25 protein-coding genes are annotated in these 20,315 nt (G+C 58.9%); all 25 read right to left on the bottom strand.

Annotation, left to right across the window (positions count from 1 at the left end):
• Window positions 1–5 precede the first annotated feature (5 nt).
• Window positions 6–311 (bottom strand): NADH-quinone oxidoreductase subunit NuoK, encoded by a 306-nt coding sequence (gene nuoK, locus ACR3E2_RS01865; protein WP_005984024.1) that lies wholly within the window; start codon window positions 309–311, stop codon window positions 6–8.
• A gap of 442 nt (window positions 312–753) precedes the next feature.
• The gene (locus tag ACR3E2_RS01860) at window positions 754–1,356 is read right to left on the bottom strand and encodes an NADH-quinone oxidoreductase subunit J (RefSeq protein ID WP_480481781.1); all 603 of its coding nucleotides are present in this window, start codon (window positions 1,354–1,356) and stop codon (window positions 754–756) included.
• Window positions 1,353–1,763, bottom strand: coding sequence for a carboxymuconolactone decarboxylase family protein (locus tag ACR3E2_RS01855; RefSeq protein WP_152458579.1), 411 nt, complete (start codon window positions 1,761–1,763; stop codon window positions 1,353–1,355). The genes ACR3E2_RS01860 and ACR3E2_RS01855 overlap by 4 nt, the downstream gene beginning before the upstream one ends.
• Window positions 1,760–2,254, bottom strand: a complete 495-nt coding sequence (gene nuoI, locus ACR3E2_RS01850) for an NADH-quinone oxidoreductase subunit NuoI (RefSeq protein ID WP_480481782.1) — start codon at window positions 2,252–2,254, stop codon at window positions 1,760–1,762. The genes ACR3E2_RS01855 and nuoI overlap by 4 nt, the downstream gene beginning before the upstream one ends.
• A 1-nt stretch (window position 2,255) precedes the next feature.
• Window positions 2,256–3,293: an NADH-quinone oxidoreductase subunit NuoH gene (gene nuoH / locus ACR3E2_RS01845; protein ID WP_117868407.1), complete on the bottom strand. Its 1,038-nt coding sequence runs from the start codon at window positions 3,291–3,293 to the stop codon at window positions 2,256–2,258.
• 204 nt (window positions 3,294–3,497) lie between these two features.
• Window positions 3,498–5,519, bottom strand: a complete 2,022-nt coding sequence (nuoG, locus tag ACR3E2_RS01840; protein WP_480481783.1) for an NADH-quinone oxidoreductase subunit NuoG — start codon at window positions 5,517–5,519, stop codon at window positions 3,498–3,500.
• 5 nt (window positions 5,520–5,524) lie between these two features.
• On the bottom strand, window positions 5,525–6,031 hold the full coding sequence (locus ACR3E2_RS01835) for a DUF5333 domain-containing protein (RefSeq protein WP_480492677.1): 507 nt from the start codon (window positions 6,029–6,031) through the stop codon (window positions 5,525–5,527).
• Window positions 6,028–6,378, bottom strand: coding sequence for a hypothetical protein (locus ACR3E2_RS01830; protein WP_267362834.1), 351 nt, complete (start codon window positions 6,376–6,378; stop codon window positions 6,028–6,030). The genes ACR3E2_RS01835 and ACR3E2_RS01830 overlap by 4 nt, the downstream gene beginning before the upstream one ends.
• Before the next feature lie 37 nt (window positions 6,379–6,415).
• Window positions 6,416–6,832 carry an MAPEG family protein gene (locus tag ACR3E2_RS01825; protein ID WP_480481785.1) on the bottom strand — a complete coding sequence of 139 codons (417 nt, stop codon included), beginning with the start codon at window positions 6,830–6,832 and terminating at the stop codon, window positions 6,416–6,418.
• 6 nt (window positions 6,833–6,838) lie between these two features.
• On the bottom strand, window positions 6,839–8,137 hold the full coding sequence (nuoF, locus tag ACR3E2_RS01820; protein WP_209504919.1) for an NADH-quinone oxidoreductase subunit NuoF: 1,299 nt from the start codon (window positions 8,135–8,137) through the stop codon (window positions 6,839–6,841).
• 12 nt (window positions 8,138–8,149) lie between these two features.
• Window positions 8,150–8,371 carry a DUF5337 domain-containing protein gene (locus tag ACR3E2_RS01815; protein WP_209598087.1) on the bottom strand — a complete coding sequence of 74 codons (222 nt, stop codon included), beginning with the start codon at window positions 8,369–8,371 and terminating at the stop codon, window positions 8,150–8,152.
• Between the two features lie 30 nt (window positions 8,372–8,401).
• A complete protein-coding gene (nuoE, locus tag ACR3E2_RS01810; RefSeq protein WP_480481786.1) occupies window positions 8,402–9,502 on the bottom strand; it encodes an NADH-quinone oxidoreductase subunit NuoE in 1,101 nt (366 codons plus the stop codon).
• Window positions 9,502–10,725, bottom strand: a complete 1,224-nt coding sequence (locus ACR3E2_RS01805) for an NADH-quinone oxidoreductase subunit D (RefSeq protein WP_480481787.1) — start codon at window positions 10,723–10,725, stop codon at window positions 9,502–9,504. The genes nuoE and ACR3E2_RS01805 overlap by 1 nt, the downstream gene beginning before the upstream one ends.
• A complete protein-coding gene (locus tag ACR3E2_RS01800; protein ID WP_267362849.1) occupies window positions 10,725–10,847 on the bottom strand; it encodes a hypothetical protein in 123 nt (40 codons plus the stop codon). The genes ACR3E2_RS01805 and ACR3E2_RS01800 overlap by 1 nt, the downstream gene beginning before the upstream one ends.
• A 1-nt stretch (window position 10,848) precedes the next feature.
• Complete coding sequence (locus ACR3E2_RS01795) at window positions 10,849–11,022, bottom strand: hypothetical protein (RefSeq protein ID WP_010442775.1); 174 nt, start codon at window positions 11,020–11,022, stop codon at window positions 10,849–10,851.
• On the bottom strand, window positions 11,022–11,627 hold the full coding sequence (locus ACR3E2_RS01790) for an NADH-quinone oxidoreductase subunit C (protein ID WP_267362853.1): 606 nt from the start codon (window positions 11,625–11,627) through the stop codon (window positions 11,022–11,024). The genes ACR3E2_RS01795 and ACR3E2_RS01790 overlap by 1 nt, the downstream gene beginning before the upstream one ends.
• A 12-nt stretch (window positions 11,628–11,639) precedes the next feature.
• Window positions 11,640–12,173, bottom strand: coding sequence for a NuoB/complex I 20 kDa subunit family protein (locus ACR3E2_RS01785; protein ID WP_209504454.1), 534 nt, complete (start codon window positions 12,171–12,173; stop codon window positions 11,640–11,642).
• Window positions 12,164–12,529, bottom strand: a complete 366-nt coding sequence (locus ACR3E2_RS01780; RefSeq protein WP_480481788.1) for an NADH-quinone oxidoreductase subunit A — start codon at window positions 12,527–12,529, stop codon at window positions 12,164–12,166. Before ACR3E2_RS01780 ends, ACR3E2_RS01785 begins: the two co-directional genes overlap by 10 nt.
• Before the next feature lie 193 nt (window positions 12,530–12,722).
• A complete protein-coding gene (locus tag ACR3E2_RS01775) occupies window positions 12,723–13,505 on the bottom strand; it encodes a crotonase/enoyl-CoA hydratase family protein (protein WP_267362859.1) in 783 nt (260 codons plus the stop codon).
• Between the two features lies 1 nt (window position 13,506).
• Window positions 13,507–14,358 carry a hydroxymethylglutaryl-CoA lyase gene (locus tag ACR3E2_RS01770; RefSeq protein ID WP_267362861.1) on the bottom strand — a complete coding sequence of 284 codons (852 nt, stop codon included), beginning with the start codon at window positions 14,356–14,358 and terminating at the stop codon, window positions 13,507–13,509.
• A 78-nt stretch (window positions 14,359–14,436) separates the two neighbouring features.
• Window positions 14,437–16,368 carry an acetyl/propionyl/methylcrotonyl-CoA carboxylase subunit alpha gene (locus tag ACR3E2_RS01765; RefSeq protein WP_480481789.1) on the bottom strand — a complete coding sequence of 644 codons (1,932 nt, stop codon included), beginning with the start codon at window positions 16,366–16,368 and terminating at the stop codon, window positions 14,437–14,439.
• Between the two features lie 3 nt (window positions 16,369–16,371).
• On the bottom strand, window positions 16,372–16,797 hold the full coding sequence (locus ACR3E2_RS01760; RefSeq protein ID WP_480481790.1) for an ASCH domain-containing protein: 426 nt from the start codon (window positions 16,795–16,797) through the stop codon (window positions 16,372–16,374).
• A gap of 1 nt (window position 16,798) precedes the next feature.
• Complete coding sequence (locus ACR3E2_RS01755) at window positions 16,799–18,406, bottom strand: carboxyl transferase domain-containing protein (RefSeq protein WP_480481791.1); 1,608 nt, start codon at window positions 18,404–18,406, stop codon at window positions 16,799–16,801.
• Window positions 18,403–18,777 carry a hypothetical protein gene (locus ACR3E2_RS01750; RefSeq protein WP_480481792.1) on the bottom strand — a complete coding sequence of 125 codons (375 nt, stop codon included), beginning with the start codon at window positions 18,775–18,777 and terminating at the stop codon, window positions 18,403–18,405. Before ACR3E2_RS01750 ends, ACR3E2_RS01755 begins: the two co-directional genes overlap by 4 nt.
• Window positions 18,774–20,297, bottom strand: coding sequence for an AMP-binding protein (locus tag ACR3E2_RS01745; RefSeq protein ID WP_480481793.1), 1,524 nt, complete (start codon window positions 20,295–20,297; stop codon window positions 18,774–18,776). Before ACR3E2_RS01745 ends, ACR3E2_RS01750 begins: the two co-directional genes overlap by 4 nt.
• Window positions 20,298–20,315 lie beyond the last annotated feature (18 nt).

Genomic DNA, 20,315 nt, shown 5'->3' with positions numbered 1-20,315 from the left:
TTCTCTTACCCCTTCATCATATTGACGTCTTCAACCGCGATGGTGCCGCGGTTGCGGAAGAAGCAGACCAGAATGGCCAGCCCGATCGCCGCCTCGGCCGCCGCGACTGTCAGAACGAACAGCGTAAACACCTGCCCGACCAGATCGCCGAGGAAACTGGAAAACGCCACGAGGTTGATATTCACCGCCAGCAGCATCAATTCGATGCTCATCAGCAGGATGATGACGTTCTTGCGGTTCAGGAAGAGACCGAAGATGCCGATGACGAACAGCGTCGCCGCGACCGTAAGATAGTGTTCAAGTCCGATCATAGCTTCGCCTCGCCTTCATTTGAGACAGTTCCCATTTTGCAAAAATTCTCGGGATCAAGCGGCTCGGAGCGTACAATTGGTTCAGCACCGATAGCCTCTAGGTCGGAGATTATTTTGGTCAGTTTCGGAGGTGTGTCGAGACTGGCATATTCTTCTCTAAGCACATCCACGTTGGACCGTAGATCAATCCACTGGTCGTCTGATCGCCGTCCACTTATTCTAACATCCAGAGTTTTGCCCGAGGTGCATGAAACAACGGTCCAAGACGCTCCCGGGTTAGTACAGCCTGCTTCGGCAACGACCCACCAGTCGGCAAGGCCCGGGATTTCGACCTCATACGATCCATCGAACCCATGGCACGGCAGCTCAAGTTGCGGATCATTAGCTTCCGCATGAACCGCAGCACCGCAGATGACTAGGGAAGGAAGAAGCAATGCGTTTCTCACAACCCCTGCCCCGGTTTCACGTCCTTCAGCTCCATCGCCTCAGCCGGGTCGCGCATCATCTGGCCGACGATGTCCTGACGCTTGATGTCCTTGCGATGGCGCAGGGTCAGCACGATTGCGCCAATCATCGCCACCAGCAGGATCAGGCCCGCCAGTTGGAACAGAAGGAAATATTGATCGTAAAGGATGAGGCCAAGCGCCTCGGTATTGTGGCGGTCGGTCGGGACCGGCTGCGCCAGATTGGCCGCCGCACCCTGCGCGCTATCCCATGCCCCGAAGGCCATGACAAACTGCATCAGGATGATCAGACCAATCAGCAGGGCCAGCGGCATATAGCGCGCCATTTCGGCCTTGAGCTCGGCAAAGTCCACGTCCAGCATCATCACCACAAACAGGAACAGAACCGCGACCGCGCCGACATAGACGATGACCAGCAGCATCGCTACGAACTCGGCCCCCAGCAGCACGAACAGCCCTGCCGAGGACAGAAACGCCAGGATCAACCACAGGACCGAGTGCACCGGCTGGCGGCTGATCACCGTGAACAGCCCGCCGGTGATGGCGCTGATGGCAAACAGGTAGAAGGCAAAGACGGTCATTGATCCTCATCCTCGTTGTCGCCCATGACCTCTTGCGCCAGATCCAGCGCGCGGGTCATGGCCGGGATGCCGGCAAAAACCGACATCTGACCGATCGTTTCCACGATCTCTTGTTTCTTTGCGCCCGCTTCCAGCGCATGACGTACGGTCTGGCGCACGGCCGAATCCGCCTGAGCGCCCTGACAGGTCAGCCCGGCCAGCGTCAGCAGCAGGCGTGTTTTGGCATCCAGCCCGTCCTTGTTGACGGTGTTGCCGAACATCATCTCCATGACCTCTTTCGGCATGGTCGGCCACAGCGCCTCGAACCCTTTGGGCGAGAAGCTTTCCATCGCCGGGTTCATCGCCTTGGCCATGTCCTGAGCCTGCTTCATCATCAGCTCGAACGGATTTGTCGGGCTGTCAGTCATCGGTACGGTGCGTCCAGTTCCAGATTGCGCGCGATCTCGGCTTCCCAGCGTTCGCCATTCGACAGGAGTTTTTCCTTGTCGTAGAACAGCTCTTCCCGGGTTTCCGTGGCGAACTCAAAGTTCGGGCCTTCGACGATGGCATCAACCGGGCAGGCCTCTTGGCAGAAGCCGCAATAGATGCACTTGGTCATGTCGATGTCATAGCGCGTGGTGCGGCGGCTGCCGTCTTCTCGCGGTTCGGCGTCGATGGTGATGGCCTGCGCCGGGCAGACCGCCTCGCACAGTTTACAGGCGATGCAGCGCTCTTCGCCATTCGGATAGCGGCGAAGTGCGTGTTCACCGCGGAAACGCGGGGACAGAGGGCCCTTTTCGTGCGGGTAGTTCACGGTGGCTTTGGGAGCGAAGAAATACTTCAGACCCAGTTTCATTCCGACCCAGAAATCCTGCAGTAGGAAGTATTTGGCAGCGCGGGTGTAATTGATGTTTGCCATATCAGCCTCCTACGCTCCAACGGGCAAATGCGCCCCAGAACCAGTCGAATTTCGCCGCAAAGGCCACGAACACCACCCAGACCAGCGAGAATGGCAGGAACACTTTCCAGCCCAGCCGCATCAGCTGGTCATAGCGGTAGCGGGGCGTGATGGCCTTGACCATCGCGAAGATGAAGAAGAAGAACGCCATCTTGGCGACCATCCACAAAACACCATCGGGCAGGCCCGGGATCGGCGACAGCCAGCCGCCGAAGAACAGCAGCGAGGTCAGCGCGCACATCAGGAAAATTGCAATGTATTCACCCGCCATGAACAGCAGGAAGGGCGTGGCCGAGTATTCGACCTGATAACCCGCCACAAGTTCCGATTCCGCTTCGGGCAAGTCAAACGGTGGCCGGTTTGTCTCAGCCAGCGCCGAGATGAAGAACAGAAAGACCATCGGGAAGTGCGGCAGCCAGTACCAGCTGAAGAACCCGAACGACCCATCCTGCGCCCGCACAATGTCACCAAAGTTCATCGACCCGGTCGAGATGATCACACCGATGATGATCAGGCCGATGGAGACCTCGTATGAAATCATCTGCGCGGCAGAGCGCAACGAGCCGAGGAACGGGTACTTTGAGTTCGACGCCCAACCGCCCATGATCACGCCATAAACCTCAAGCGAGGATACGGCGAAGACATAGAGGATTGCGACGTTGATATCCGACAGGACCCAGCCATCGTTGAATGGGATCACCGCCCAGGCGATCATCGCCAGCACGAAAGAGGTGAGCGGCGCGAGTATGAAAACCGTGCGGTCGGCTCCTGCGGGGATAACGACCTCTTTGACGACGTATTTCAACGCATCTGCCACCGATTGCAGCAGACCGTAGACGCCGACCACGTTGGGCCCGCGGCGCATCTGGACAGCGGCCCAGATTTTGCGGTCGCCATAAACAAGGAACAACAGCGAGATCATCACAAAGGCAACAACAGCAAGCACTTGCGCCAGAATGATGATGGCTATTCCGCCGGGGGTGTTAAAGAATTCAGCCATTGGTCCTCACACCGTGGGTATTCCGTTTTTCGCGCGCGATGCAAAGGCCAGATGCCTGCGCAAACTGCGGCTGGGTCGGCGCGTTGGTGTAAACAGCATCTGCCGCCATAGCGCCACCCTTTTTCTTTCGTTTCCCGCACATTTCCGGCGCAGTCAGGTGCGACCCAACCACAGCGCTGGCTTGCGATATGAAACTGCTATGGTTCATTCCGCCGCAATCTTCTCGGCTTTGCGGACCTGCGCCTGCGCCGACAGCTCGGCCATCAGTTGCGAGGCCCGTGCGATCGGGTTGGTCAGATAGAAATCCTTGATCGCGTTGCGGAAGGTCGCCTGGCCCAAAGATCCGGCCTCAAGCGCTTGAACCTCGTTCTCGATCACCTCGTCGATGCGGGCCAGATGGGGGACCGCCTCGATCAAGGCTGTGCGCAACTGCGCCAGCGAGTCATAGGGGAGCGTCGCCCCCAGTTCAGCCGACAGCGCACGAAGGATGGCCCAGTTTTCCTTGGCCTCACCCGGCGCAAACCCGGCACGCATCGCCAGTTGCGGACGGCCTTCCGTATTCACGAACAGACCGTTTTCCTCAGTATAGGCCGCGCCCGGCAGGATCACATCTGCGCGGTGTGCGCCCCGATCTCCGTGGCTGCCCTGGTAGATCACAAACGCGCCTTCGCCGATTTCGACCTCATCCGCACCAAGGTTATAGATCACATCCGCAGCATTGATCGCTTCCATGCCGCCTGCGTTTGTGGCGTCCACATCCATCGCGCCCACGCGCGACGCCGCAGTATGCAGAATGATCAGGCCGCTTTCCGTATTTGCGGCAATTGTTTGCGCGGCAGCCAGAACAGCGGCACCATCCGCCTCCTGCAGCGCTCCCTGCCCGATGATGACCAGCGAGCGTTTGCCCCTGATTTCATCGTCGCCCCCCATGTCGACAACCTTTTGCAGCGCCGCGCGGTCATCGCCCACATGATGGTACGCATAAGTCAGATCGACCGCTGGACCTACCAAAGCGACTTCGGCCCCGTGCGCCCACGCCTTGCGGATACGCGCGTTCAAAACCGGTGCTTCATCGCGCGGGTTGGTGCCAATCAGAAGAATACGCTCGGCCGTATCGATGTCTTCAATCGCGGCGGTCCCGGCATATGCGCCACGGTTCCCGACCGGAAGCTTGGCTCCATCGGTGCGGCATTCGACAACACCGCCCTGTCCTTCGATCATCTGTTTCAATGCGAACGCAGCCTCGACCGGTGCCAGATCACCGACGATACCGGCTGGCTTCTCAGCGCTTTTCAGCGCCTCTGCGGCCTTGGTCAGTGCTTCGGACCATGAGGCCGGGCGCAGCTTGCCGTTTTCACGGATGTAAGGCTTGTCCAGACGCTGACGCCGCAACCCGTCCCAGACAAAGCGGGATTTGTCGCTGATCCACTCCTCGTTCACTCCGTCATGATTGCGAGGAAGGAATCGCATCACCTCGCGCCCTTTGGTATCGACACGAATGTTCGATCCCAGCGCGTCCATGACGTCGATGCTTTCGGTCTTGGTCAATTCCCACGGGCGCGCGGTAAACGCATAAGGTTTCGAGGTCAGTGCCCCAACCGGGCACAGGTCGATAATGTTGCCTTGCAGGTTCGAATCCAGCGTCTGGTTCAGATACGAGGTAATCTCGGCATCCTCACCGCGCCCTGTCTGACCCATCTGAGTGATCCCGGCGACTTCGGTGGTGAAGCGCACGCAGCGGGTGCAACTGATGCAGCGGGTCATTGCGGTGCCCACAAGCGGTCCCAGATCCAGATCATCAACCGCGCGTTTGGCTTCCTTGAACCGCGAACCGGACAGGCCATAAGCCATCGCCTGGTCCTGAAGATCGCACTCTCCGCCCTGATCACAGATCGGGCAATCCAATGGATGGTTGATCAGCAGGAACTCCATCACCCCTTCGCGGGCCTTCTTGACCATGGGAGAGTTCGTCTTGACTACCGGCGGCTGCCCTTCCGGCCCCGGGCGCAGATCGCGCACCTGCATCGCGCACGAGGCAGCCGGTTTCGGCGGACCGCCCACTACCTCAACCAGACACATCCGGCAGTTTCCCGCAATCGACAGACGCTCGTGATAGCAGAAACGCGGTACCTCGACCCCGGCTTGTTCACAAGCCTGTATCAGGGTCATCGCACCATCGACTTCGATTTCCTGCCCGTCGATATTGATCTTGCGGAGGTCAGACATGGCTCTCAATTCGCTCTCAAATAAACGCCAATGGCGCTGTTTCTTTGGATTTCTTTCTGCCCCAGAGAGCAGAATGTTTTGGGGTTGTCGTAGGACACGCCGTTATTCGCCAGATAAGCCTCGCCCTTGGTCCGCATCCGATCCTTTTCAGCATCCGACTCGACATAGGAGCGGATTTCCGTGTCCGAGTACCCCAGATTATTCGCTTTGGACCGCAGTCCCCACATCACACTGATCGCTTTCAATCGCCGCCCGCTGATCGACGGGCAGAACTCGGAAATCTCATTTGCAATGGCGATGTAGTAGAGTTCGTTGTCGATCTCTTTGACATCCCTCAAGGGCGGCTTTGCTTCTGTCACCGTCGGCAAGGCCATCAGCGATGCGAGGGCAACTAGTTTTACAACAGACATGGGTTTTCCTTTCGTCTTGGACTGTCCAAGACGAAGCGGTTTGCCGCTGCTAGGCAATAACACCCTGCCCGCCCACCGAAGATATGGAAAAACACCGGTCATGGCCGCTGGCAGGTTCCTGCAAATGTCAGTTGATCATTGCTGACGCTGAGGTTCTGCGGGTCAGTATCCGGACCCACCTTCCAAGCAATCCGAGACGATCCGAAGTTCTGGATGCAGAATTTGGTACCTTCATGACGTCCGGCCTCGCGCGCACCATCGAGTGAAGCAGAGACGCCTTTGACGACAACCGTAAAGTCCGCGGGCGAGGTTTTCTTGTTGACCACCTTCGCCTTGGCCCTGAACGACTTGCCGTCGAACAAAAGCCGGTCTGCCGACGGCTTCACCAGACCGCATGCAGAAACACCAGCCAGCGCCAACACAACAATAAGGGCTTTGGGGGCCTTCATACTTTCCCTCTTTGTTTTCTGTTCCGCTGCGTCGCCATCAAAACGCCGCCACCAATGCCATAAGCCCGATCACGACCATGCACACCCAGCCGATCACATACAGAATTGTCCGCGGACCGCTGCTTGGCTTGCCAATCCCTTTCAGGTGCACAACCAGCATCGCCAAGCGCGCAACCAACGCCACTGAGGCCAGCAGGTTTACCCAGAACGGGCTGACGCCCAGCAAAATCGCCGCTGTTATGACAGTCACAAACGCAGGAAGTGTTTCCGTTCCATTCAGATAGGCCCGGTTCAGACGATACGCCTTGTCGGCATAGTCCTGCTCGGGTGTCGCACCGGGTGCCAGCCCTTTGGCTTGTTTGGCCAGTGCCGAAAACGGCGCCAGAAACAATACAACCAGCGTGAATAGCACAACCGACGCAATCGCGTGGCTATATTCAGCAAACACTTCCATCTTCGTTCACTCCGCTGCCATCGCACCCATACGGCCCGATTTCTGAGCCTTGATGCGGTCTTCGATCTCTTCCCGGAAATTGCGGATCAGGCCTTGGATCGGCCAGGCGGCCGCATCGCCCAAAGCGCAGATAGTGTGTCCTTCGACCTGTTTGGTCACGTCAAACAACATGTCGATCTCTTCCAGTTCAGCCTCGCCGCGCACCAGACGATCCATCACACGCATCATCCAGCCGGTGCCTTCGCGACACGGCGTACACTGGCCACAGCTTTCATGCTTGTAAAACTTCGACAGGCGCCAGATCGCCTTGATGATGTCGGTGGATTTGTCCATCACAATCACCGCTGCCGTACCCAGACCCGACCCCAGGTCGTTGCGCAGGTAATCGAAATCCATGATCGCGTCGCGCATGTTTTCACCGCGCACGCAGGGAACCGAGGATCCACCAGGGATAACCGCCAGAAGATTATCCCACCCGCCGCGAATGCCGCCGCAATGGGTTTCGATCAGCTGTTCGAACGGGATCGACATCGCCTCTTCGACGACACATGGGTTGTTCACGTGGCCCGAGATCGCAAACAGCTTGGTACCGGCGTTGTTCTGGCGACCAAATCCAGCGAACCAATCCGCACCCCGACGCAGAATGGTCGGCACCACCGCGATGGATTCCACGTTGTTCACAGTGGTTGGACATCCGTACAGCCCGGCACCCGCCGGGAACGGAGGTTTCATCCGCGGCATGCCCTTTTTGCCCTCAAGGCTTTCAATCAGGGCGGTTTCCTCGCCACAAATATAGGCCCCTGCCCCGTGATGAAGGAAAAGATCGAAATCCCAGCCCGAACCAGCGGCATTTTTGCCAAGAAGCCCCGCGTCATAGGCCTCATCAATCGCAGCCTGCAATGCCTCACGCTCGCGGATGTATTCGCCGCGCAGGTAGATATAGCAGGTATGTGCGTTCATCGCGAAAGAGGCGATCAGACACCCTTCAATCAACGTGTGGGGATCATGGCGCATGATCTCACGGTCCTTGCAGGTGCCGGGCTCGGATTCATCGGCATTCACAACCAGATAGGAAGGGCGACCGTCGCTTTCCTTTGGCATGAACGACCATTTCAGGCCAGTTGGGAAGCCCGCACCGCCGCGTCCGCGCAGCCCCGAATCCTTCATTGTCTGAATGATCCAGTCCCGGCCCTTTTCAATCAGGCCAGCTGTGCCGTCCCAATGCCCGCGGGCTTGCGCGCCTTTCAGCGTGCGTTCGTGCATCCCGTAGATGTTGGTAAAGATCCGGTCCTGATCCTTCAGCATCATTCGTTACCTTCAGCTGTCCTGACGCATGCGCCAGAGTTGAAAAATGTTCACACCCGCATAAATGAATGCCGCCAGAGCGGCAAAATCAAACAGCAGCGCGTGCCGGGCCGTTAAACCCAGCGCAGGGCCAATGAACAGGTTCATGGCAAGCCAGATCACCATCGTCACCGCAATGACGATGCCGATATGTCGGCCCTTTCGGGCTATAGCCTGATCCTTGTCCTTGTCCATCATCCCCCGATGCCCGGATAGGGCACCCGTTTAGTCTTTGTAGGTGCCATCTTCCTTGGCACGTTTGGCAAATTCGGTTTCCTCACCCGCCGCAAGCTTGGCTGCCTGTTCAATCCAGCCATCGCGTTCGATCCGGCCCTTGAACTTCAACCGTGCATCGACCCAGGCGACCTGTTCCGGTGTCCAGGCAGCGATCTGATCATAGTGGAAGAAGCCCAGCTCGTTCAGCGTCTGCTCCAGCTTGGGGCCTACGCCTTTCAACAGTTTCAGGTTATCTGCCTTGCCGTCGCGCGCGCCTGCCAGTGTTTCGGGCTGGTCCTCTTTCGCTGCCTTCGCCTCAGCGGCCTGTTTCGCAGCAGGTTTCGCCGGGGCTGGCGCTTTGGGCGGCTTCGGTGCCGCTTTTGTCGCTGCCGCCTTGCCATCCTTGCCCAACCAAGGGGTGAGGATCGGAACCTCGGTCCCGTCGATGCGCTTGACCGTATCGCCAATACCGGTGGCCAGTTCGACGCTGGCGTTATACCGGGCCTTTCCGGCCTCATGATCGGTCAGACTGGTCAGCCCTTTGAGCGGTTCAGCAGCATAACGTCCGTTTTGTGGGCCCGGCGTCGGAACTTTCCCCGCCACCAGATCATCGAGGATCTTGCCAAAGCTCTCGGCGGTCAGGTCTTCGTAGTAATCCTTGCCGATCTGCGCCATCGGCGCATTGGTGCAGGAGCCAAGGCATTCGACCTCTTCCCAACTCAGCTTGCCATCAGCCGACAGTTCGTGCGGTTTCGCCGAGATCTTTTCCTTACAGACCGCAATCAGGTCCTCTGCTCCGCAGATCATGCAGGAGGTCGTACCACAAACCTGAATATGCGCAGCCGACCCAACGGGTTGCAGTTGGAACATGAAGTAAAACGAAGCAACCTCAAGCACACGGATATAGGCCATACCCAGCATGTCGGCGACGGATTCAATCGCCGGACGGCTCAGCCATCCCTCTTGTTCCTGCGCGCGCCACAGAAGCGGAATGACCGCGCTGGCCTGACGGCCTTCGGGGTATTTGGTGATCTGCGCTTCGGCCCATTGCTGGTTGGCAGTGGTGAAGGCAAAGCTATCGGGTTGTTCGGGGTGAAGACGGCGGAGCATTAGCGGTCAATCTCTCCAAATACGACGTCCATGGTGCCGATGATTGCGGCGACGTCGGCCAGTTGGTGGCCCTTGGCAACGTGGTCCATGGCTTGCAGGTGCAGGAAACCCGGCGCGCGCAGTTTGGCGCGGTAGGGTTTGTTGGTGCCGTCGGCGACCAGATAGACGCCGAACTCGCCCTTGGGGGCTTCGACGGCAGCATAGACCTCACCGGCAGGCACGTGGAAGCCTTCGGTATACAGCTTGAAGTGATGGATCAGGCTCTCCATCGAGGTCTTCATGTCCGAGCGTTTCGGTGGAGTGATCTTGCCGCGGGCCAGAACGTCACCGGGACACTCGCGGATTTTGGCGATGGCCTGACGGATGATCAGCAGCGACTGGCGCATTTCCTCCATGCGGACAAGATAGCGGTCATAGCAATCGCCGTTCTTGCCGACCGGGATCTGAAACTCGAACTCGTCGTAGCACTCGTAGGGTTGCGCGCGGCGCAGGTCCCAGGCCAGCCCCGATCCACGGACCATCACGCCCGAGAAGCCGTATTTCTGGATGTCATCTTCGGTGACAATGCCAATATCGGCGTTACGCTGTTTGAAGATACGGTTTTCGGTCAGCAGCCCGTCAATGTCATCAAGGACGCTTGGGAACTCGTGACTCCAGGCCTCGATATCGTCCAGCAGTTCGGGCGGCAGGTCCTGATGGACACCACCGGGGCGGAAATAGGCGGCGTGCAGGCGGGCGCCACAGGCACGCTCATAAAACACCATCAGCTTTTCGCGTTCTTCAAAACCCCACAGCGGCGGGGTCAGAGCGCCCACATCCATCGCCTGCGTGGTCACGTTCAACAGGTGGTTCAGAATGCGCCCGATCTCGGAATACAGCACCCGGATCAGCGAACCCCGGCGCGGCACCTCGACCCCGGTCAGCTTTTCGATGGCCAGACACCAGGCATGTTCCTGGTTCATCGGTGCCACATAGTCCAGACGGTCGAAATACGGCAGGTTTTGCAGATACGTCCGGCTTTCCATCAGCTTTTCGGTGCCACGATGCAGCAGGCCGATATGCGGGTCGCAACGTTCGACAATCTCGCCGTCCAACTCGAGCACCAGACGCAAAACTCCGTGCGCCGCGGGGTGTTGCGGGCCGAAGTTGATGTTGAAGTTGCGGATCTTCTGCTCGCCGCTCAGCGCGTCCGTGCTGCCGTCATCATATCTTGAGCCGTCCATCAACGCCCTCGTTTCTTCTTTGCTTCGGCCCGAACCCGGACCTTTTCGGCCTCGACCGCCTTGACCGCAGACCCGGCCAGTAGAACCCCAAACGCGCCCAGAATGATCAACTCACCTATCATCTCAGCGGCGCTCCAACTCTTGCAGTTTCAGCCCGACCCACCACAGCAATGCGATCGTGCCAAAGGGAACCAGACACAGCAGGCACCAGTATTTGTTGATCCCGAAGAACGGCAAAATCTTCACCATCGGAATGATGGTCAGCGCAGACAGGATCAGCCACCAGATGCCACCCATTATTCGGTCTCCTGTTTCTCATCCCCTGGCAGAATGTAGTTCGCACCTTCCCATGGGGACATGAAATCAAACTGACGGTACTCCTGCACCAGACTGACCGGCTCGTAGACGACGCGTTTCTGCGCCTCGTCATAACGCACCTCGGTGTAGCCCGTGGTCGGGAAATCTTTGCGCAGCGGATGGCCACGGAAGCCATAATCCGTCAGGATGCGCCGCAAGTCTGGATGGCCCGAGAACAGGATGCCGAACATGTCGAACACCTCACGCTCGAACCAGTTGGCCGAGGGGTGGATATCGACTATCGAAGGCACCATGTCATCTTCGCGGATCGAAACCCGCAGACGGATGCGCTGGTTCTGGTACATCGACAGGAAGTGATACACCACGTCGAACCGCTTGGCGCGTTCGGGGTAATCGACGCCGGTGATATCCACCAGTGTCGAGAACTTGCAATTTTGGTCCGACCGCAGGAATTCTACGAATTCCACGAGGTTCGACGGCGCCACATCGACGTTCAGCTCACCATGGGTCACATCCCAGGACAGAACACAATCGGCTCGTTTCAGTTCAAGCTGGGTGCCGAGTTCTTTGAGTGCTTCGCTCATCTACCCTTCCCCTCAGCGTACAATTGTGCCGGTGCGGCGGATTTTGCGTTGTAGCTGTAGCAGACCGTAAAGCAGCGCCTCGGCGGTCGGAGGGCAGCCGGGCACATAGATATCCACCGGAACTACCCGGTCACAGCCACGCACGACAGAATAGGAATAGTGGTAGTAACCACCGCCATTCGCGCAGGACCCCATCGAGATCACATAGCGCGGCTCGGGCATCTGGTCGTAAACCTTGCGCAACGCAGGGGCCATCTTGTTGGTCAGCGTGCCGGCCACGATCATCACGTCAGATTGGCGCGGAGAGGCGCGCGGGGCGATGCCGAAACGTTCCGCATCATAGCGCGGCATCGAGGTGTGCATCATTTCAACCGCGCAGCAGGCCAGACCAAAAGTCATCCAGTGCAGCGAACCGGTACGAGCCCAGTTGATGATATCCTCGCTCGAGGTCAGCAGAAAACCTTTGTCCTGCAACTCGGCATTCAGGGCCTGGGTGGCGACTTCCTTGTCGACGCCAGCGGTGTTTGCACCGGTCATCACTCCCATTCCAGGGCCCCTTTCTTCCACTCATAGGCAAAGCCGATGGTCAGCACGGCCAGAAACACCATCATCGACCAGAAGCCGACATCGCTGATATTGCGGAACCCGACGGCCCAGGGAAACAGGAATGCGATCTCAAGATCGAAGATGATGAAGAGAATCGAGACCAGATAGAATCGGACGTCAAATTTCATTCGCGCATCGTCGAAGGCGTTGAAGCCACATTCATATGCGCTGACCTTTTCGGGGTCGGGATTGCGGACAGCCAGTACAACGGCGGCAAGAATCAGGACGATTCCAAGGCCTACGGCAACGGCCAGAAACACCAGAATCGGGAGGTACTCCCGCAGCAGGTCTTCCACGAATAGCTCCTTTCTTGCGCACGCATCTTGTCGGGTGCGCCGTCAATTGGCGTGTTGACTGGACATTCTCTATCCCCGCCGGGTCAGAGGGTCAACCGAACACAGCCCCGTTCACCATCAAACATACGCTTGACAGCGCGGCATAGAATCGCATTTCGCGCGTTTTGCATTGGCTTGCGGAAACTCGGTAAACTTACTTATTCCATGCAGGTTTACGTTTTTCGAAGAACGCCGCGATCCCTTCACGCGCCTCTTCCGTTTCCCAGCGTTCGACCAGTTCGTTGATGGTCTGGTCGATTGTGGCATCATCAATACGAGGTCCCAGAGTTCGAACCAGCGCCTTGGCAGATGCAACCGCCCCCGGCGCGCACGAAAGATAGGGCCGAACTTCCTCTTCTATCGCGGCCGCAAGCTGCTCGGAGGGCACAGCCTTTGCCAGCAATCCCAGATCAACCGCTTCGGGCGCATCGAACAACCGGGCCGACATGAACACACGCCGTGCCCGCGCCTCACCCATACGAGCGATAACATAAGGGCCGATTGTCGCCGGAATCAGCCCCAGCCGGGTCTCGGTCAGTCCCATCTTCAGACTATCTACACCGATGGCAACATCGCACACGGCGGCCATCCCAACGCCTCCGCCAAAGGCGTTGCCTTGTAGTGCCCCGATCAGGGGTTTGGGCATTGTGTTCAACGCCTGCAACATCTCGGCCAGCTTGCGCGCCTCGACAAATCGCGTCGCCTTGTCGGCCGCCATCTGGTCCTGCATCCACCCCAGATCACCACCGGCGCAAAACGTCTTTCCCGCAGCGGCCAGAACGACCACCCTGACAGAGCCATCCTGACCCAGTTGCGACGCGGCCTGTGTCAGCTCGGTGATCATTTGACCCGACAGCGCGTTGTGCTTTTCCGCCCGGTCCAGAGTTAACGTGGCAACACCGCGTTCGTCTGCTGAAATCGAGATTGTTTCGAACATGTTAGCCTCTCAACGCCTTGGCCATCTGCGCGGCCTCTTCGACCACATCGATATCCAGACCGGTTTGGTAGCCCAACCGGTGCAAATGCGCTGCAACGGTTTCAGTCGCGACATTGCCCGCGGCCCCCGGAGCATACGGGCAACCGCCAAGCCCACCCACGGCCGCATCGAACACGCGCACCCCCAGCGAAAGTGCCGCATCGATATTGTCGATTGCACGCCCATTGGTGTCATGAAAATGCCCGGCAAGCCGCGTCACAGGAACCCTTTCCCGCACCGCCAGAAGCATATGAGCGATCTTGTCTGGCGTGCCTTGCCCGATCGTGTCCCCCAATGACACCTCGTAACAGCCCAACGCAAACAGCCGGTCGGCAACTTCGGCCACTTTCTCGGGCGGGGTCGGGCCGTCATAAGGGCAATCCGTCACGCAAGAGACATAGCCGCGAACCGGAAGGTCGATATGGCGCGCCGCTTCGAGAATCGGCGTGAACCGTTCGATTGACTCGGCGATCGAGGCATTGATGTTTGCCTTGGAAAACCCCTCGGAAGCAGACGCAAAAATGGCAATCTCATCCGCTTTGGCGGCCAGCGCATCCTCGTATCCGCGCATATTCGGCGTCAACGCCGCGTACCGCACTCCGTCCGCGCGGGTAATACCGGCCAGAACTTGCGCCGACCCCGCCATTTGAGGAACCCATTTAGGAGAGACAAAGCTTGCAACTTCGATCCGTCGAAATCCGGCGCGGCTGAGGCAATTGATCAGCGCCACCTTGTCGGCAACCGGTATCTCACGTGTTTCGTTTTGTAGCCCGTCGCGCGGTCCAACTTCGTAGATTTCGACCAGATCACCCATGTCAGAACCCCTTATGGCTTGTTCTCATTCCAAATACGGATCGCGCGACCGTGCCACGTCAAACCGCGCGGGTACAGATCACTCTTCTTCCAAACGCACCAAAGCCGCCCCAGCCTCGACCTGCGCGCCATCTTTGACCAGCACCTCGGCCACCACACCATCTCGCGCGGCCAGCAACGAATGCTCCATTTTCATCGCTTCGAGAATAGCCAAACGGTCGCCTTCTTGAACGGTTTGCCCCGCGGTGGCAAAGACTGCCTTGACCAGACCCGGCATCGGCGCCTCGATCACGTTGGTGTCACCCGTCGCGCTGGCATCCCGGTCAAGCGGATCGATAACGTCGAAACTGCGACCGTAGTCAGTAAATACGGTCAAAGTAGTTCCGCTGACAGCCACCCGGGGCATCGGTGCGCCGCTCAGCGCCCACCGCCCCGAGATCCGCTCGGCCACGACACGGTGTTCGCCCAGCTGCCAAAGCTGGCGATCCGACCCGTCGACTTGCACGTCCAGATCAAGAACTTCTCCCTGATCGGACAATTGCACCGCCCGATGCAACGGAGCCCAGAGCGAAAACCCGGTGTCAGGCGCGACATCCACCAGATTCAGTGCGGTCATCGCGGCCGCAACAGCGGTTGTGGCAGACGTCGTCGCTTCCCGCACCAACCCATCAAGATCGCGCCCGATCAGGCCCGTATCCACATCACCCGAGGCAAATCCATCATGGCGGGTCAGCGCGCCCAGAAAGGCGAGATTCGTAACGGTGCCCGCCACTTCGGTTTCCCGCAGCACTCGGTTCAACGTCTCAAGCGCGACGGCGCGGGTCGGACCGTGCACCACCACTTTGGCAATCATCGGATCATACCACGGGCTGATGGTGTCACCTGTGCGAACGCCACTATCCGCACGGCAGTTGGCCGGGAAAACCAGATGGGTCAATGTACCTGTCGCCGGCAAGAACCCTTTTGGTACATCCTCGGCATAAAGCCGGGCCTCGAATGCGTGACCCGAGATCGACAGATCATCCTGTTGCCTGGGAAGGCTCTCTCCTGCCGCAACGCGCAACTGCCATTCGACCAGATCGACGCCAGTGATGGCCTCTGTTACCGGATGTTCCACCTGTAGGCGCGTGTTCATCTCCATGAACCAGAACCTGTCGGGGCGCAGCCCGTCTGAGGCATCGACAATGAATTCAACCGTGCCTGCGCCCTTATACCCGATCGCCTCGGCGGCGCGCACACCAGCCTGACCCATAGCCTCGCGCATCTCAGCCGTCATACCCGGCGCCGGAGCCTCTTCGATCACCTTCTGATGGCGGCGTTGCAACGAGCAGTCGCGTTCGAACAGATGCACGGCATGTTTACCATCGCCAAACACCTGCACTTCGATATGGCGGGGTTTGGCCACGAATTTCTCGACCAGCACGGCGTCGTTGCCAAAAGCGGTCTTGGCCTCGCCCCGCGCGCTGTCGAGCGCGGCGGCGAAATCCTGAGGCCGTTCAACAAGGCGCATTCCCTTGCCGCCACCGCCCGCAACGGCCTTGATCAGAACCGGATAGCCGATGGCGTCAGCCGCCCCCGCCAGGTGTTCGGGATCCTGATTGTCGCCGTGATAGCCGGGCACCACGGGCACGCCAGCCTGTTCCATCAACACCTTGGCCGCATCCTTGAGGCCCATTTTGCGGATCGCATCCTCTGATGGGCCGATAAAGGTCAAACCCGCGGCCTCGACCGCGTCGACAAAATCGGGGTTCTCTGACAGGAATCCATAGCCGGGATGAATAGCCTGCGCGCCGGTATCCAGCGCCGCCTGAATGATCACATCGCCCTTCAGATAGCTTTCCGCCGGGGCGGGGCCGCCGATATGAATGGCCTCATCCGCCATCTGCACATGCTTGGCCGCCGCGTCCGCATCGGAATAAACAGCAACGCAAGATACGCCCATCCTCTGAGCGGTTTCCATAACCCGGCAAGCAATCTCGCCCCGGTTGGCAATCAGGATTTTGTTGAACATAGCTTACCCCTCAACCGCCAGATCTTCGACAAGTCGAAATCGCTCGCATAGCAGCACCATCTCGGGATCAAATCCGCCATTGCGTTCGAAATACTGGCGATGACCCTCTCTCCATCCCTCAAGCGTTTCATTTTCGCCCTCTGCCAACGCGAAATCCTCGGTTACGTCGCAGTATCGGCAGGTCGAGACCTCGACCGTTTCGATCACCAAGGCCGGACGATCATCCCATTCCATCGCAATATCCCTCCGACCGACCACAGGAGTGTCAGGGCTGCCTTCGGGATAGTCGGGCAACGCACCACAGGTTGCCGTTTTCCGCCCTGATCGTACCAATGCCAGCAGCTCAGCACTCAGCCGGGCATTGTCACCAAACTTGAAAGTCTGGGCACCCGGATAGCGTGCCATGACGTCATTCAATGAAACGTTCATCTTACATCCTGAACACGCCGAAACGTGTCTCCTCTATCGGGGCGTTCAGTGCGGCGCTCAGAGACAAGGCGAGCACATCGCGACTTTTGCGCGGGTCGATGATGCCGTCATCCCAGAGACGGGCCGAGGCATAAAGCGGGTGCGATTGCTCTTCGAACATCTCCAGCGTCGGACGTTTGAATTCGGCCTCTTCCTCGGCCGACCAGGTGCCGCCCTGTCGTTCGATCCCATCGCGCCTGACTGTCGCCAATACGCCTGCGGCCTGCTCGCCCCCCATCACCGAAATCCGAGAGTTCGGCCATGTCCACAGAAACCTTGGCTGATAGGCGCGTCCTGCCATGCCATAGTTCCCGGCCCCAAACGAGCCGCCCACCAGCATCGTGATCTTGGGAACGCTCGTCGTTGCAACTGCCGTCACCATCTTGGCGCCGTGGCGGGCGATCCCTTCGTTCTCGTATTTGCGGCCTACCATAAAGCCGGTGATGTTCTGCAGGAAGACCAGGGGCGTTTTGCGCTGCGAACACAGCTCGACAAAATGCGCGCCCTTTTGCGCAGCCTCCGAGAACAGCACGCCATTGTTGGCAATGATCCCGACTGGGCACCCTTTGACATGGGCAAAGCCGGTGACCAGTGTCTCGCCAAAGCGGGGTTTGAACTCATCAAACCGAGAGCCATCGACCAGCCGTGCGATCACTTCACGGATGTCATAGGGCGTGCGCAAGTCGGCGGGAACGACACCCAGAATTTCATCCGGATCATAAGCTGGCTCCTCGGGTGCTTCGAACAGTAGGCCGGGCTTCAGCCCGGCACCCCCCAATGACCCGACAGCCCGCCGCGCCAATGCCAGCGCATGTGCATCATCTTCGGCCAGATAATCCGCCACACCCGACAGGCGTGTGTGCACATCGCCGCCACCCAGATCCTCGGCGCTAACAACCTCACCCGTTGCAGCTTTGACCAATGGTGGCCCTGCCAGAAAGATCGTGCCCTGTTCCTTTACGATGATCGTCACATCGGACATCGCAGGTACATAGGCCCCACCCGCCGTGCATGATCCCATCACCACGGCAATCTGAGGGATACCCTTCGCGCTCATCCGCGCCTGATTGTAGAAGATACGCCCAAAGTGGTCGCGGTCTGGGAACACCTCATCCTGATTGGGCAGGTTCGCGCCGCCACTGTCGACCAGATAGATGCACGGCAGATTGTTTTCCTCGGCAATCTCCTGCGCGCGCAGGTGCTTCTTGACGGTCATCGGATAATAGGTGCCGCCCTTCACGGTGGCATCGTTACACACCACCATGACTTCGCGCCCCTGCACCCGGCCAATCCCCGCGATGACCCCGGCACAAGGTGCTGCATCGCCATACATCCCATGTGCCGCTGTCGCCCCGATTTCAAGGAACGGCGACCCCGGATCAAGCAGGTTCGCCACCCGCCTGCGCGGCAACATCTTGCCTCGGGATTCATGCCGCGCGCGGGATTTCTCGCCCCCGCCCATGCGGGCTGCTTCGGCAGCAGCAGAGATTTGCGCCAGCGCATCGAGATGAGCGGTGCGGTTTGTCTTGAAGCCCTCGGAGCCGGGCATGGCTTTGGATGTGAGTTTCATTTGTAGATATCCACCTTCAATGCCCGATTACTTATGGGCAAGACCACCACTGCGAAGTAAATTATGTAGAAGATTACGCTCTTTGCAGAAGACGAGAGGGGCCAATTGAACAGCCCTTCAGGGTTGTTCAAATTGATACTAATCTCATCCAGTGCCAAGAATGGCAAAGGCAGCGTCATCAGAAAAAGCAATAGTAAGAAATGAAAAACCCCATTCTTGGACTTAACGCGCAGCCAAGCTTCGCAGTTACCACACCTTACAGCTGGCACGTACTCCTCACTGCCAACCATAGTGTTCAAAACACTCAAGGGCTGCGGCACCCCACATTTAGGGCACTTTAACCCTGACAGACGCCGCAGAATCTTATTCATTTCAATTCCCCCGCCGCCCGCGCCTTCAGTTCCTTTCGGATCACCTTCCCCGTCACCGTCATCGGCAGCTCCTCCAGAAACGCCACCTCGCGCGGATACGAATAATGCGCCAGACGGTCTTTGACCCAGTCCTGCAACTCGCGCTCCGTGGCCTCAGCACCCGTCTTCAACACTACATAAGCCTTGACGATCTCGGTCCGCAGCTGGTCAGGTTTTCCGACCACGCCTACCGTCGCCACCGCCGGGTGGGTCAGCAGGCAATCCTCGATCTCAGCTGGGCCAATGCGATACCCGGCGGAGGTAATCACGTCATCGTCCCGACCGACAAATCGCAGATAGTCGCCCTCCCACACGCCGCGGTCGCCGGTGATCAGCCAGTCGCCGCGAAACTTGTCTGCGGTCGCTTCGGGGCGGTTCCAGTATTCCAGCAGCATCGAGGCCGAGCCGTGCCGGATGGCGACGTCGCCCTCGTCCCCGGTCGGGTTTCCGTCCTCATCAATCACCGCAACCTCATGCCCCGGCACCGGTTGGCCGATACAGCCGGGGCGCACAGGGAAATCTTCGGCGCAGGAGGATACGACCATGTTGCACTCGGTCTGGCCGTAAAACTCGTTGATCGTCAGACCAAAGGCCTTCTGTCCCCATGCCAGCATTTCGGCACCCAGCGGTTCACCCCCGGACGCGACCGAGCGCAGACCGGGGATCACCTGATCTGCTGCCTTGAGCATTCGCAGCGCCGTTGGTGGGAAAAAGACGTTCCGCACCCCGCCACGCGCGATGATGTCAGCGCAGGCCTTGGGGGTGAATTTCTCAAGCCGTGCCGCGACAACAGGAATGCCCAGCGCAAGACCCGGCATCAGCACGTCGAACAACCCGCCGATCCACGCCCAATCCGCCGGGGTCCAAAGACAGTCGCCTTCGCGCAAGTGATTATGGCTGATCGAAACGCCTGGCAAATGACCGGTCAGGACCCGGTGTCCATGCAGCGCGCCCTTCGGGCTGCCGGTTGTGCCCGAGGTATAGATCAACACAGCCGGATCGTCAGGGCCGGTCGTGGCGAATGTTACAGCGGGGCCATCTTCGCCAATCACCGATGCAATCAAGGGCGTGGCCAGATCACCCAACAGATCAGCCCCTTCGGCGTCGGTCAGTACAATCCGGGCACCAGCGTCACTGACCCGCGACCGCAACGCGTCCTGCTTGAACAGTTTGAACAAAGGGACCGACACAGCCCCGATCTTCCAGATCGCCAGATGGGCCGCCGCGCACCATGGCGACTGGCTCAGCAACACTCCGACGCGATCACCGGGTTGCACATGGCGCAATAATGCGCGGGCTATTCCGTCTGTCATTTGCGACAGCTGCGCAAAGCTGATGTGCTGCGGGTCAGGTCCGGTCAAATCGATCAGCGCGACCTGGTCCCCCGCATGCCGCAGGCACTGCTGCGCCATGTTCAGCCTGTCCGGCAGATCCCAGCCTCCATCCGGGCGCAAACCTGGTATGCGCTCAACGGTCAGCACGGCGAATTTTCCCTATAT

Source organism: Ruegeria sp. AL7 (genome assembly GCF_056536105.1).
Note: the sequence above shows the minus strand (reverse complement) of the source record. Positions and strands in the feature narration are given on the sequence as shown.

Excerpts from the sequence above, each read along its gene's own strand:
- nuoK (WP_005984024.1), bottom strand. The coding sequence starts at position 311 with ATGATCGGACTTGAACACTATCTTACGGTCGCGGCGACGCTGTTCGTC.
- ACR3E2_RS01860 (WP_480481781.1), bottom strand. The coding sequence starts at position 1,356 with ATGACCGTCTTTGCCTTCTACCTGTTTGCCATCAGCGCCATCACCGGC.
- ACR3E2_RS01855 (WP_152458579.1), bottom strand. The coding sequence starts at position 1,763 with ATGACTGACAGCCCGACAAATCCGTTCGAGCTGATGATGAAGCAGGCT.
- nuoI (WP_480481782.1), bottom strand. The coding sequence starts at position 2,254 with ATGGCAAACATCAATTACACCCGCGCTGCCAAATACTTCCTACTGCAG.
- nuoH (WP_117868407.1), bottom strand. The coding sequence starts at position 3,293 with ATGGCTGAATTCTTTAACACCCCCGGCGGAATAGCCATCATCATTCTG.
- nuoG (WP_480481783.1), bottom strand. The coding sequence starts at position 5,519 with ATGTCTGACCTCCGCAAGATCAATATCGACGGGCAGGAAATCGAAGTC.
- ACR3E2_RS01835 (WP_480492677.1), bottom strand. The coding sequence starts at position 6,031 with ATGACCGGTGTTTTTCCATATCTTCGGTGGGCGGGCAGGGTGTTATTG.
- ACR3E2_RS01830 (WP_267362834.1), bottom strand. The coding sequence starts at position 6,378 with ATGAAGGCCCCCAAAGCCCTTATTGTTGTGTTGGCGCTGGCTGGTGTT.
- ACR3E2_RS01825 (WP_480481785.1), bottom strand. The coding sequence starts at position 6,832 with ATGGAAGTGTTTGCTGAATATAGCCACGCGATTGCGTCGGTTGTGCTA.
- nuoF (WP_209504919.1), bottom strand. The coding sequence starts at position 8,137 with ATGCTGAAGGATCAGGACCGGATCTTTACCAACATCTACGGGATGCAC.
- ACR3E2_RS01815 (WP_209598087.1), bottom strand. The coding sequence starts at position 8,371 with ATGGACAAGGACAAGGATCAGGCTATAGCCCGAAAGGGCCGACATATC.
- nuoE (WP_480481786.1), bottom strand. The coding sequence starts at position 9,502 with ATGCTCCGCCGTCTTCACCCCGAACAACCCGATAGCTTTGCCTTCACC.
- ACR3E2_RS01805 (WP_480481787.1), bottom strand. The coding sequence starts at position 10,725 with ATGGACGGCTCAAGATATGATGACGGCAGCACGGACGCGCTGAGCGGC.
- ACR3E2_RS01800 (WP_267362849.1), bottom strand. The coding sequence starts at position 10,847 with ATGATAGGTGAGTTGATCATTCTGGGCGCGTTTGGGGTTCTACTGGCC.
- ACR3E2_RS01795 (WP_010442775.1), bottom strand. The coding sequence starts at position 11,022 with ATGGGTGGCATCTGGTGGCTGATCCTGTCTGCGCTGACCATCATTCCG.
- ACR3E2_RS01790 (WP_267362853.1), bottom strand. The coding sequence starts at position 11,627 with ATGAGCGAAGCACTCAAAGAACTCGGCACCCAGCTTGAACTGAAACGA.
- ACR3E2_RS01785 (WP_209504454.1), bottom strand. The coding sequence starts at position 12,173 with ATGGGAGTGATGACCGGTGCAAACACCGCTGGCGTCGACAAGGAAGTC.
- ACR3E2_RS01775 (WP_267362859.1), bottom strand. The coding sequence starts at position 13,505 with ATGTTCGAAACAATCTCGATTTCAGCAGACGAACGCGGTGTTGCCACG.
- ACR3E2_RS01770 (WP_267362861.1), bottom strand. The coding sequence starts at position 14,358 with ATGGGTGATCTGGTCGAAATCTACGAAGTTGGACCGCGCGACGGGCTA.
- ACR3E2_RS01765 (WP_480481789.1), bottom strand. The coding sequence starts at position 16,368 with ATGTTCAACAAAATCCTGATTGCCAACCGGGGCGAGATTGCTTGCCGG.
- ACR3E2_RS01760 (WP_480481790.1), bottom strand. The coding sequence starts at position 16,797 with ATGAACGTTTCATTGAATGACGTCATGGCACGCTATCCGGGTGCCCAG.
- ACR3E2_RS01755 (WP_480481791.1), bottom strand. The coding sequence starts at position 18,406 with ATGAAACTCACATCCAAAGCCATGCCCGGCTCCGAGGGCTTCAAGACA.
- ACR3E2_RS01750 (WP_480481792.1), bottom strand. The coding sequence starts at position 18,777 with ATGAATAAGATTCTGCGGCGTCTGTCAGGGTTAAAGTGCCCTAAATGT.